The 11,949-nt window shown below is 72.1% G+C and carries 12 protein-coding genes and 1 pseudogene; 9 read left to right on the top strand and 4 right to left on the bottom strand.

What is annotated here, in order from left to right; genetic code table 11:
- Positions 1-154: 154 nt before the first annotated feature.
- The 4 genes from msrB to ACZ418_RS38735 all read right to left on the bottom strand — a co-directional run bounded on the left by msrB (position 155) and on the right by ACZ418_RS38735 (position 3,602).
- Entirely contained in the window at positions 155-562 is a 408-nt protein-coding gene (gene msrB, locus ACZ418_RS38750; protein WP_451007236.1) for a peptide-methionine (R)-S-oxide reductase MsrB, read from the bottom strand.
- A gap of 14 nt (positions 563-576) precedes the next feature.
- The gene (gene murC / locus ACZ418_RS38745; RefSeq protein WP_468372453.1) at positions 577-1,965 is read right to left on the bottom strand and encodes a UDP-N-acetylmuramate--L-alanine ligase; all 1,389 of its coding nucleotides are present in this window, start codon (positions 1,963-1,965) and stop codon (positions 577-579) included.
- Between the two features lie 155 nt (positions 1,966-2,120).
- Complete coding sequence (locus tag ACZ418_RS38740; protein ID WP_468372451.1) at positions 2,121-2,594, bottom strand: indole-3-glycerol phosphate synthase; 474 nt, start codon at positions 2,592-2,594, stop codon at positions 2,121-2,123.
- Between the two features lie 129 nt (positions 2,595-2,723).
- Positions 2,724-3,602: a pyrimidine reductase family protein gene (locus ACZ418_RS38735; RefSeq protein WP_468372450.1), complete on the bottom strand. Its 879-nt coding sequence runs from the start codon at positions 3,600-3,602 to the stop codon at positions 2,724-2,726.
- Positions 3,603-3,639: 37 nt separating this feature from the next.
- Here ACZ418_RS38735 and zapE point away from each other — a divergent pair, with 37 nt between their 5' ends.
- The 9 genes and pseudogenes from zapE to ACZ418_RS38690 form a co-directional block, all read left to right on the top strand.
- On the top strand, positions 3,640-4,743 hold the full coding sequence (gene zapE / locus ACZ418_RS38730) for a cell division protein ZapE (protein ID WP_468372448.1): 1,104 nt from the start codon (positions 3,640-3,642) through the stop codon (positions 4,741-4,743).
- Between the two features lie 166 nt (positions 4,744-4,909).
- Positions 4,910-5,248, top strand: coding sequence for a hypothetical protein (locus ACZ418_RS38725; protein ID WP_468372446.1), 339 nt, complete (start codon positions 4,910-4,912; stop codon positions 5,246-5,248).
- 77 nt (positions 5,249-5,325) lie between these two features.
- Entirely contained in the window at positions 5,326-5,904 is a 579-nt protein-coding gene (locus tag ACZ418_RS38720; protein ID WP_468372444.1) for a carbonic anhydrase, read from the top strand.
- Between the two features lie 8 nt (positions 5,905-5,912).
- Positions 5,913-7,397 carry a SulP family inorganic anion transporter gene (locus tag ACZ418_RS38715; RefSeq protein ID WP_468372441.1) on the top strand — a complete coding sequence of 495 codons (1,485 nt, stop codon included), beginning with the start codon at positions 5,913-5,915 and terminating at the stop codon, positions 7,395-7,397.
- Between the two features lie 137 nt (positions 7,398-7,534).
- On the top strand, positions 7,535-8,386 hold the full coding sequence (locus ACZ418_RS38710; RefSeq protein ID WP_468372439.1) for a slipin family protein: 852 nt from the start codon (positions 7,535-7,537) through the stop codon (positions 8,384-8,386).
- Between the two features lie 10 nt (positions 8,387-8,396).
- The gene (locus ACZ418_RS38705) at positions 8,397-8,948 is read left to right on the top strand and encodes a YbhB/YbcL family Raf kinase inhibitor-like protein (protein WP_468372436.1); all 552 of its coding nucleotides are present in this window, start codon (positions 8,397-8,399) and stop codon (positions 8,946-8,948) included.
- Positions 8,949-8,999: 51 nt separating this feature from the next.
- The gene (locus tag ACZ418_RS38700; RefSeq protein WP_468372434.1) at positions 9,000-9,857 is read left to right on the top strand and encodes a PPK2 family polyphosphate kinase; all 858 of its coding nucleotides are present in this window, start codon (positions 9,000-9,002) and stop codon (positions 9,855-9,857) included.
- 17 nt (positions 9,858-9,874) lie between these two features.
- Positions 9,875-11,398 (top strand): FAD-dependent oxidoreductase, encoded by a 1,524-nt coding sequence (locus ACZ418_RS38695; RefSeq protein WP_468372431.1) that lies wholly within the window; start codon positions 9,875-9,877, stop codon positions 11,396-11,398.
- 103 nt (positions 11,399-11,501) lie between these two features.
- Positions 11,502-11,927: pseudogene (locus ACZ418_RS38690) on the top strand (polysaccharide deacetylase family protein); the annotation flags it as partial.
- Positions 11,928-11,949 lie beyond the last annotated feature (22 nt).

Genomic DNA, 11,949 nt, shown 5'->3' with positions numbered 1-11,949 from the left:
TGGGGCACCAGCCTCATCCGTCCCAGCGCCCTCGGCAGGCCCAGGACAGGCCTTGAGTCACGCTCCGATGTCCGATGGCGTTCATCTTCGACCGAACGAGCCCGGCGGCGGATGCCTTTTGCCAGATTCGCAGTGCCGATCGATCGGGCCGGGGTCAGTCCTCGGCGGGCGTCAGCCGCAGGGAGATGGAGTTGATGCAGTACCGCTGGTCCGTGGGCGTCGGGTATCCCTCGCCCTCGAAGACATGCCCGAGGTGGGAGCCGCAGCGGGCGCAGCGCACCTCGGTGCGGACCATGCCGTGGGAGCGGTCCTCGACCAGTTCCACCGCGTCGGTGTCCTTCGGGTCGTAGAAGGACGGCCAGCCGCAGTGCGACGCGAACTTTGTGTCGGAGGTGAACAGTTCGGCGCCGCAGGCCCGGCAGGAGTAGACGCCCTCGGTCTTGGTGTCGGTGTACTCACCGGTGAAGGCCGGCTCGGTGGCGGCCTGGCGCAGCACGGCGTACTCGGCGGGGTTCAGCTCCGCGCGCCACTGCTCGTCCGGCTTCTCGACGTCGTACGACATGAGCCTCAGCCCCTTTACTGCGACAGGCGGTCCAGGATGAGCGGGCCCAGGTCGGTCACGTCGCCCGCGCCCATGGTGAGAACGAGATCACCGGGCTTCGCCATTCCCGCGACCACGGCGGGGATCTCGCCCTTGTCGTGGACGGCGGTGACGTCGGCGCCGGCAGCGCGCGCGGCCTCGATGATCAGCTCGCTGGTCACACCCGGGATCGGGTCCTCGCGGGCCGGGTAGATGTCCAGCACCACGGAGGCGTCGGCGAGGGCGAGGGCCTGGCCCATCTCCTTGCCGAGCTCCTGGGTGCGGGAGAACAGGTGCGGCTGGAAGACGACGAGGATGCGGGAGTCGCCGGCGGCGGCGCGCATGGCCTCCAGGTCGGCGGTCATCTCGGTGGGGTGGTGGGCGTAGGAGTCGATGACCTGCACCCCGGCGGCCTCGCCCTTGAGCTGCAGTCGCCGCTTGACGCCGGTGTAGGCGGCGAGCGCGGGCGCGAGTCCGTCGGCCGGGATGCCGAGGGCGGCACCGGCGGTGAGCGCGGCGACCGCGTTGAGGGCGTAGTGGCGGCCGGGCACGGAGACCGTGAAGGTCAGCTCCTGTCCGTCCAGGACCACGGTGACCTGGCTCTTCAGGCCCTGCGGGACGATCGACAGCACACGTACGCCGGCGTCCTCGGCCTCGCCGTACGTCACCGTCCGCACCGACCCCGCCAGCCGCCGGGTCAGCTCCCGCGCGCCCTCGTGGTCGGCGGAGATCACCAGCGTGCCGCCGGGGACGATCTTCCCGGCGAAGGTCTCGAAGGACTCGTAGATCTCGTCCATCGAGGCGTAGTTGGCGTGGTGGTCCAGCTCGACGTTGAGGACGATGGCGACCTCGGGCGCGTACTTGTGGAAGCTGCGGTCGCTTTCGTCCGCCTCGGCGACGAAGATGTCGCCCTCGCCGTGCAGCGCGTTGGAGCCGGGCGCGTCCAGGTCGCCGCCGATTGCGTACGACGGCTTCAGGCCCAGCTCGGTGAGGGAGACGGCCAGCATCGAGGTGGTCGTCGTCTTGCCGTGGGTGCCCGCCACGGCGATCGGGCGCAGCCCCTCCATCAGCGCGGCGAGCGCGTCGGAGCGGTGCACCACGGGGATGCCCAGCTCGGCCGCGCGTGCCAGCTCGGGGTTGTCCTTGCGGATCGCCGAGGACACCACGACACAGCTCGCGTCGTCGGCGAGGTGCTCGGCGGCGTGCCCGATGTGCACGGTCACGCCGAGCGCCCGCAGCGCCTCGGCGGTCGCCGACTCCTTGGCGTCGCTGCCTGCGACCTCGGCCCCGCGCTGCGCGAGGATCTTGGCGATCCCCGACATCCCGGCGCCGCCGATGCCGATGAAGTGCGGTCGGTCCATGGCGGTAGGAAGGCCGGGTGCCATGTGGTTCTCCCCAGAGACGGTATGTGCGAGCGGCCCTAGCCTATGCGCTGAAGCACCGGGCTCGTCGCAGCGAGGGGCAAGGCAACCACAACGCTCCGGCGCCCGCGAACGCACCGCACCCCCGACGGCGCTCATCGGCCGAACCAGCGGAGCGTCTACGCCTTGCTGTGCGAGAAAAGCTTCAGAACCGGCACGCCCACCTTGTGCCGTGCCCGGGAGGCCCAGTCCCGGTGGAAGAACTCCTCCACGTAGTGGGGGTCGGTGAGGACGATCACCTCGTCCGCGTCCACCTCGGCGACGAGGGACTTCAGCGCGTCCAGCGGATGGTCCTCCACCATCTGCCCCTCCGCCTGGCTCCCCGCGGCCCGCAGTGCCTGCACCGACACGTCCAGGGCCTGCTGCCCGACGCTTCTGGCGTCCTCCCCCTCGGGCGTCTCGTGCTCGCGGACCGCCTCGTCGAGTTCGCCGAGCGCGATGTCGTCGATGGCCCGCAGCAGGCGGTCCGCCTGGTCGCCGCGCGGCTGGAGAAGCACGTGGAAAGCGACCGGCTCATCTCCGTGCAAGGTCGTGACGAACTCCACGTCGGCGGACGTCAAAGCCTTCTCGATCATCAGAACGCTGGTGAACACCGAACGCCTCTTCTCCTCCGTGGGCCCTGGCAAGGCCTCTACGGAAACCATCCTGCCCCGTGACCGCCGGGTTGTGCCGGACCAAGTCTGCCCTCCGGAAGCGAAACGGAACGGCACATTCCGCCGATTTCAGGACCGACGGTAACGACCGAACAGAAATCCGGCGTCTTCGAGCAGCGACACGAGTTCGAACCGGTGCGGCACGGCGATCGACGGCCCCCCGGCGATGCGCTGTGCGTCGCCCGCGGTGAGCATGGGCGACAGGGTCAGGCACAGCTCGTCCAGCACCTCGGCGGCGACCAGCTGGCCGAGCAGCCGGGGACCGCCCTCGGTGAGCAGCCTGGTGTGGCCGAGGCCGGCCAGGGCACGCACCGCCCGCGCGGGGTCGATGCCACTGCCCTCGCCGGCGATCACCACCGTGGCGCCGGCCTTCTCGGCGGCGGCGACACGGTCGGAGGCGGCCGCGGATCCGGTCAGGACCAGCGTCGGCACCAGCGGCGAGGTGAACAGCGGGAGCGAGAAGTCCAGGTCCAGGCTCGCGGTGACGACCGCGATCGCCGGCGCCGGGCCCTGTCCGGCGGCCTCCCGGGCCTCGGCGAACTCGGCACGCGCGCGTGCGGGCCGGTACCCCTCCTGGCGCACTGTTTCCGCGCCCACCACGATCACGTCCGCGAGCGCCCGCAGCGTGCCGAAGATCCGCATGTCGGCGGCGCTGGAGATGGGCTGGGAACGCCCCTCGTGCTGGGCGGCGCCGTCGAGCGTGGAGACCATGTTGGCCCGCAGCCACGGCCGCGGGGGGCCCGGCGGCTCCGGGTAGGCGTAAGCGGCGGCCAGTTCGGCGAGACTCCACTCGCGGTCGACGTGGGCGTCATGGTCGACGTGGCCGCGGACACCGGTGGGCGCATGGGCCACCAGAGTCCCGGCAATCCCCCTGGCCCCTTCCCTCTCGGCCGTCCCGCCGGAGGCCTGGGCTGCTGTTTCGTCGGTCACAGGGAACAGGCGTCGCATGTCGTGCAGTGTGACACGGCGCTTAGCATGGACCACCGTGTCGTCCTCCACCACCGCCCCCGGATCCAGCCCTCTGACCGACGCGGGCCCCCTGTCCCTGTGCGCCCGCGAGCCGCATGTACCCGCGGACCGGCTGGTCGCCGAGATGGTGCCGCCGCCGCGCTTCGACTCGGTCCGCTTCTCGACGTACATACCCGACCCGAACCAGCCCAGCCAGAGCGAGGCCGTGACGGTGCTGGAAGGCTTCGCGGGCGGACTCGGCGGGGCGCACGCCTCCGGCGCCGGCCGGCGCGGCTTCCTCGGCTTCGGCAGGACCAGGGCGCCCAAGGTCCCGGCCGGCCCGCGCGGGGTCTATCTGGACGGCGGCTACGGCGTCGGCAAGACCCATCTGCTCGCCTCCCTGTGGCACGCCACCCCGGCCGAGCCCGCGCTCAAGGCGTTCGGCACCTTCGTGGAGCTGACGAACCTGGTCGGCGCCCTCGGCTTCCAGAAGACCGTGCAGACCCTCTCCGGCCACCGCCTGCTGTGCATCGACGAGTTCGAGCTGGACGACCCGGGCGACACGGTCCTCGTGTCGACCCTGCTCGGCAAGCTGGTCGAGGCGGGCGTGGCGCTCGCGGCCACCTCCAACACGCTGCCGGGCAAGCTGGGCGAGGGCCGGTTCGCCGCCGCCGACTTCCTGCGCGAGATCCAGGGCCTGTCGGCCCACTTCCGCACCCTGCGCATCGACGGCGAGGACTACCGCCACCGCGGCCTGCCCGAGGCACCGCAGCCCTTCACCGACGAAGCGGTGACCAAGGCGGCGTATACCACCCCGGGCGCCTCGCTCGACGACTTCCCGCATCTGCTGGACCACCTGGCCAGGGTCCACCCGAGCCGGTACGGCGCGCTGACCGACGGTGTGCGGGCGGTGTGCCTCACCGATGTGCGGCCGGTGCCGGACCAGTCGACGGCGCTGCGGCTCGTGGTGCTGGCGGACCGGCTCTACGACCGTGAGGTCCCGGTGCTGGCCTCGGGGCTGCCGTTCGACAAGCTGTTCAGCGAGGAGATGCTGAACGGCGGCTACCGCAAGAAGTACTTCCGCGCGATATCCCGGCTCACCGCGCTGGCCCGTGACGCGAAGGGGCTCGTCGGCTCCTAGTCAAGAGCGAGATCGCGCCACGCGACCGGCACTTTTCACGCTCTCTTGCGCTCGTAACGCGTAGTTAACCCTGCAAATGACTTTGCAGGGTTAACGTGTTTCTTGACCAAGCATTGACCAACGCTTGGTGCCCGCGAGAGATGTGAGACTTCCGGGAGGAGGGCGCATGTTCCGAGGTACGACGGCCCGGACCGTGCTCGTCGCTGCGACCGCCGCCCTGCTCGCCCTGCTGTTCTCGGCCCCCACGGAAGCCTTCACACCTGCGCACACTCTCAGTGAGGCAACGGCCAAGGCCGAGGCCGGAACCGCATCGCCCGAACAGCCGGTGGGCGACGAGGCGGACGTGATCCGCGGCTCCGCGCCCCGCTGTGCGCGGCGACACCCGCTGATAGCCGGCCGGGCAGCCGGTACCGGACCCGCACACACACCCGGCACCGCGCACGGCCCGGCCCCCAGAGCCTCCAGAGCCCATGCCCCGGCAGCGCTTCAGGTCATCCGCTGCTGACAGGCGCTCACCTTTCCCCCCACAACCGTCGTTCAAGTCCGACGCGCCGCTCAGACGCGCCAGGAGGAACCACATACATGCAGCCCCTCATCGACAACGCCCGTACCTTCGGACAACGCCCTGAGGAGTTCGCCAAGCTCGCCGAAGGCCAGTCCCCGCAGGTGCTGTTCATCACCTGCTCGGATTCCCGGGTCGTCCCGGCCCTGATCACGGGCGCCCGCCCCGGCCAGCTCTTCGAGCTGCGCACCGCGGGCAACATCGTCCCGCCCCACACCTCGCAGCACCCCACCAGCGAGGCCGCCACCATCGAGTACGCCGTGGAGGTGCTCGGCGTCCGGGACATCGTCGTCTGCGGTCACTCCCACTGCGGTGCCGTCGGCGCGCTCGTGCGCGGCGACGACCTGACCGCCGTACCCGCCGTGCGCGACTGGCTCGCGCACGCCACCCCCCGCCCGGCCGGCCAGGCCGAGGACCCGGAGGTCGCCAAGGGCGTACAGGCCCACGTCCTGACCCAGCTGCTGCGGCTGCGCTCGTACCCGTGCGTCGAGCGGAAGCTGGCGGAGGGTCAACTCGGCCTGCATGCCTGGTACTACGAGGTGCACACCGGCGCCGTACGGGCGCACCGCCCGCAGACCGACACTTTCGAGTCCCTGTGAGCACGCCGATGACCAGCAAGGACACCACCCTCATAACCCGGTTTCCCCACCTGCGGCAGGACTTGGCCGCCTCCCTCGTCGTCTTCCTGGTCGCGCTGCCGCTGTGCGTGGGCGTGGCCGTCGCCTCCGGGGTCCCGGCCGAACTCGGCCTGGTCACCGGGATCGTGGGCGGCCTCGTCACCGGGCTGATGCGCGGCAGCAGCCTGCAGGTGTCGGGTCCGGCGGCCGGCCTGACCGTGCTCGTCTTCGAGGCGGTCAGGGAGTTCGGGCTGCCGGCCCTCGGAGTGATCGTCCTCGCCTCAGGACTGCTCCAGGTGGCGATGGGCCTGCTGAAACTGGGCCGCTGGTTCCGTGCCATCTCGGTCTCCGTCGTCGAGGGCATGCTGGCCGGAATCGGACTGGTGCTCATCGCGGGGCAGTTGTACCCGGCGCTGGCGGCCAAGGCCCCCGCCTCCGGCCTCGGCAAGATCGCCGGGCTGCCCGGGGCGTTCGGGGACGCCCTCGGGGACGGCAGGGCGGTGGCCTCGCTCGTGGTGTGCGCGGGCACGATCGCGGTGCTGCTGCTGTGGCAGCACCTCCCGGCGAAGGCGCGGACGCTGCCCGGCCCGCTGGCCGCGGTCGGCCTCGCCACGGTGGCCGCGTTCGCGCTGGACCTGCCGGTGGCCACGGTCGAGGTACAGGGCCTGCTGGACTCGGTCCAGCCGCCGCCGCTGAGCGCGTTCGGCGAGCTGGCGAGTGCCGGGCTGCTCGGCACGGTCGTCGCCTTCACGCTGATCGCCTCCGCCGAGTCGCTGTTCAGCGCGGCGGCCGTGGACCGGCTGCACCCCGGACCGCGCACCGAGTACGACAAGGAGCTGCTGGCCCAGGGCGTCGGCAACACGGTGTGCGGGCTGCTCGGTGCGCTGCCGATGACCGCGGTGATCGTGCGCAGCGCGGCCAACGTCCAGGCGGGCGCCCGCACCAAGGCCTCCCGCATCCTGCACGGCCTGTGGCTGCTGCTGTTCGCGGCTCTGCTGCCGGACGTGCTCGCCTACATCCCGATCCCGGCCCTCGCGGGCATCCTGATCCACTCGGGCGCCAAGCTGGTCCCGGTCCGGGCGCTGGCCGTGCTGTGGCGCGAGCACCGGGGCGAGGCGCTGATCCTGGCGGTGACAGCGGTCTCGATCGTGGCGGTCAGCATGTTCGAGGGCGTGCTGATCGGTCTGGCGATGGCGGTGGTCAAGACCGCCTGGCAGGCCTCGCACGTCAAGCTGGAGGTCGTCGACAAGGGGGCGGGCCGGGTCGACGCCCACCTCTCGGGCAACGCGACCTTCCTGCGGCTGCCGAAGCTCCTGGACAGCCTGGAGTCGCTGCCCCAGGACCGCCCGGTCCGGCTGGACCTGTCCGGCCTGCACCATCTCGACCACGCCTGCCGTACGGCCCTGGAGAACTGGGCCGCGCGGCACAGCGCGGCGGGCACGGAACCGGTGCGGGTCACCACGCCGGCCCGCTGACGGCCCGCTGTCTCCGGGCCGGGGTGCCGACGCCCCTCGGCACCCCGGCCCGGTCCCCGGGCTTGTGGCTTCCGCCCCACCCCGGGCATATGGTTACAGCAGCGGACGAAATCGGACCTCTCCGTGAGGAGGTCACCATGCTCCAGGAGCTGCTGGGCGCCGTGGCGGCGGCGGGTTCGGTCGCCGTGGTCTACCTGGCGATGGCGGCGCGGATCGTCAAGCAGTACGAGCGAGGCGTGCTCTTCCGCCTCGGCCGGGTGGTGGGAGGCGAACGCGAGCCCGGTCTGACCCTGGTGATCCCGTTCGTGGACCGGCTGCACAAGGTCAACATGCAGATCGTCACGATGCCGATCCCGGCCCAGGAGGGCATCACCCGCGACAACGTCACCGTCCGGGTGGACGCCGTCGTCTACTTCCGCGTGGTCGACGCGGCGAGCGCCCTGGTGAAGGTCGAGGACTACAAGTTCGCGGTGTCGCAGATGGCCCAGACGTCCCTGCGGTCGATCATCGGCAAGAGCGACCTGGACGACCTGCTCTCCAACCGCGAGAAGCTCAACGAGGGCCTGGAGCTGATGATCGACAGCCCGGCCGTCGGCTGGGGCATCCAGGTCGACCGGGTCGAGATCAAGGACGTCTCCCTGCCGGACACGATGAAGCGGTCCATGGCCCGCCAGGCCGAGGCCGACCGGGAACGCCGGGCCCGGATCATCAACGCCGACGCCGAGTACCAGGCCTCCAAGAAGCTGGCCGAGGCGGCCCAGCAGATGGCCGACACCCCAGCCGCCCTCCAGCTGCGGCTGCTCCAGACCGTGATGGCGGTGTCCGCCGAGAAGAACTCCACGCTGGTCCTGCCCATCCCGGTGGAGCTGCTGCACTTCCTGGAGCGGGGCAACCGGCAGGCCGCGCCGGAGAGTGACGGCGAACTCCGTCTGGAGAAAGGCGAACAGCAGGCCGTGCCGAACGAGGACGGAGAGCCCCACTCCGGATAACGTGCCGGGCATGCGCAGAAGCTGGATGATCGCCGTGGCCGCGATGGTCTTCGCCGCGGGCTGCGGGAACGGTGTCGAACGGGCCGCCGCGCCCTCCCCCGCCGCCGCCCGCCGGCTGACCGTCACCAGTACGGCGTACGCCGACCGCGGCACCATCCCACGCAGGTACACCTGCGACGGCGCCGACGTCTCGCCTCCGCTGTCCCTCGCCGGCGTACCCGCGCACACGGCCTCGCTGGCCCTGCTCCTGCGGGACGCCGACGCCGCGCACGGCAGGTTCACGCACTGGCTGGTGTGGAACATCGACCCGCACACCACGCGGCTGGCCGCCGGGGAACATCCGCGGGGGGCGGGCGAGGGCCGCAACGACTTCGGCAGGACCGGGTACGGCGGTCCCTGCCCTCCGCGCGGTGACCGGGCGCACCACTATGTCCTCACGGTCTACGCCGCGGACCGCCGTGTGTCGCCGGGCGCGGGGGCCACGCAGACGGATCTGCTGCGGGCGCTTTCCGGGCACACGCTCGCTGTGGGTGTGCTGACGGGCCAGTACGGTCGGGGGTAGTCACCGGCGCCGCACCGACGCACGACCACGGGATCCGGAGGGAAGGCGGCCGTGGCGAAGAAGAACGGCAAGGACCTCCGGGAGGCGCTGCGTCTGCCGCCCGGTGAGCCGGTCGATCTGGACGCGTACGACACCCGGGCCACGCCCGGTGCCCCCGGCGGGAAGAGGAGGACCCTGCGGGACACCGCGCGCACGGCGAAGCGGCTGGCCGAGTTCCAGGCGCGGTTGTGGGCGGCGAGTACGGCGGGGGACCGGCGGCGGGTGCTGGTGGTGCTCCAGGGCATGGACACCAGCGGCAAGGGCGGCACGGTCAAGCACGTCATGGGCCGGCTCAACCCGGCCGGCTGCCGCATCCGGGCGTTCAAGGCGCCCACCGAGGAGGAGCGGCGGCACGACTTCCTGTGGCGGGTGCGCCCGGCACTGCCCCGGCCGGGCGAGATCGGCATCTTCGACCGCTCCCACTACGAGGACGTCCTCATCGCCCGGGTCCGGCATCTCGCCCGGCCCGCCGAGATCGGCAGCCGCTACGGTCTCATCAACGACTTCGAGCGGTCCCTCGCCGAGGACGGCGTGACCGTGGTCAAGTGCTTCCTGCACATCTCCCGCGAGGAGCAGAAGCGCCGCCTGCTGCGCCGCCTGGACCGCCCGGACAAGCACTGGAAGTTCGATCCGGGCGACATCGACGAGCGCGCGCTGTGGCCCGCCTATCAGGAGGCGTACCAGCTGGCCCTGGAGCGCTGCGCGGCGCCGTACGCGCCCTGGTACCTGATCCCGGCGGACCACAAGTGGTACCGGAACTGGGCGGTCAGCCGCCTGCTGCTGGAACATCTGGAGGAGCTGGATCCGCGATACCCGAAGGGCGACTTCGACGTGGCGGAGTGCCGGGAGCGGCTGCTGAAGGGGGCGTAGCCGGGTACCCGGCGGCCATGCGCGAACAACGGCAGGTCACCGGCTCGTACTGGCTCCGGACCGCACCGGGGCCGACCCGTCCCGCACTGAGCGAGGACCTGGACGTGGATACGGCCGTCGTCGGCGCGGGCATCGCCGGGCTGAGCACCGCGTACGAACTGGCCCGGGCCGGGCTGCGGGTGGCGGTGCTGGAGGCCGGGCGGGCGGCGGCCGGGGTCACCGGACACACCACGGCCAAGCTGACCGCCCAGCACACCCTCGTCTACGACCGGCTGCGGCGCACCCGCGGGCCCGAGGGGGCGCGGCTGTACGCCCGCTCGCAGTCGGAGGCGATCGAGCACGCGGCGGCGCTGGTGGCCGAGCTGGGCATCGACTGCGAGTGGGAGAGCCGGGACGCGTACACGTATGTGCGCGACCGGTCGCGCGTGGACGAGGTGCGGGCGGAGGCGAAGGCGGCGCGGGAGGCGGGGCTGCCGGCCGCGTTCACGACGGAGACCGGGCTGCCGTTCCCGGTGGCGGGCGCGGTCCGGGTGACCGGACAGGCCCAGTTCCATCCGGTCAGGTACCTGCGGGCGATCACCGAGGATCTCCTGGCGCGCGGCGGTCAGGTGTACGAGCGGACACGGGTCGTCGGGCTGCAGGAGGGCGGAGAGCCATGCCGTCTGACGACCGAGGCGGGCCGTACGGTCACCGCGCGGGACGTCGTCATCGCCACCCACTACCCGGTGTTCGACCGGGCGCTGCTGTTCGCCCGGCTCTCCCCGCGCCGGGAGCTGGTCGTGGCGGGCCCGTTGGGCGAGGGCCCCGACCCGGAGGGCATGTACATCACACCGGAGGAGAACACCCGCTCGGTGCGCACGGCGCCGTACGGCGCGGACGGGCAGCGGCTGCTGGTCGTCACCGGCGAGCACTTCACGCCCGGCACGGGCGATGTGCGGGCCGGCTTCGACGGCCTCGCCGCCTGGGCCGAGCAGCACTTCCCGGCTGTGGCCCTGGACCATGCCTGGGCCACCCAGGACAACGACTCCACCGACACCGTGCCGCTGGTCGGCACCTTCCACCCGGGCGCCCGGCACACCTACGTCGCCACCGGCTTCGGCGGCTGGGGCCTGAGCGGCGGCATCATGGCCGGGCTGCTGCTGACCTCGCTGATCACCGGGCGGGACTGCGCCTGGCGCGAGCTGTACGACCCGCGGCGGCTGAAGCCGGTGGTGCGCGAGGTGCCGTCGCTGCTGAAGGCGCAGGCGGAGGTGGCCCGGCACTTCGTCGGCGACCGGCTGAAAGCGCCGGCCTCGGTGGACGGCCTGGCGCCCGGCGACGGGGCGGTGGTCCGGGCGGACGGCGGCCGGCTCGCGGTGCACCGGGACGAGGAGGGCGCCCTGCACGCCGTGTCGGCCCGCTGCACCCACCTGGGCTGTCTGGTCGCCTTCAACCGGACCGAGCGCGCCTGGGAGTGCCCCTGCCACGGCTCGCGCTTCGACGTCGACGGCGCGGTGCTCCAGGGCCCCGCGGTGCGGCCGCTGGAACGGCGGGAGCTCTGAGGGCCGCCGCGCGGGTGACCGCAGCACCGCGCCATGGAACATACCGCCATACAAGCGGTCATTCAGACCTAGGTTCATAGGGTGATCCCTCGACTAGGCCGAATCAGCGTACGCGTTCACGGCCGGCTGCTACGGCCTGCCCACCGTCGCCGCCGAGAAGATGCGCTCGGAGGTGGAGCGGGCGTACGCCTCCCTGCACAAGGCGGGCGTGCCGCACGCGCTGCCGTACTTCCGCTTCCCCGGCGGCTGTTACGACCGGCGGGCGCTGCGCGCGCCGAGCGGGCTCGGGCTGACCGCGATCCAGTGGGACGTGGTGAGCGGCGACGCGTTCGCCACCGACGCCGACGCCGTCACCCAGCAGGTGCTGGACGGGGTGCAGCCCGGCTCGGTGGTCGTCATGCACTGCACCCGCAGCGCCGCCCCGACCACCGAGCGGGTCGTCCGCGCGGTCGTACCGGAACTGCGCGGGCGCGGCCACCGGTTCGTGAAGGTCTCCGAGCTGATCGGCGAGACGGGCGGACGCCGCTGACGGTCCTGTCCGCCTCGGGGTG

Source organism: Streptomyces sp. NPDC030820 (assembly GCF_055572075.1).
The sequence above is the reverse complement of the archived record's forward strand: the minus strand, read 5'-3'. Positions and strand labels throughout refer to the sequence as shown.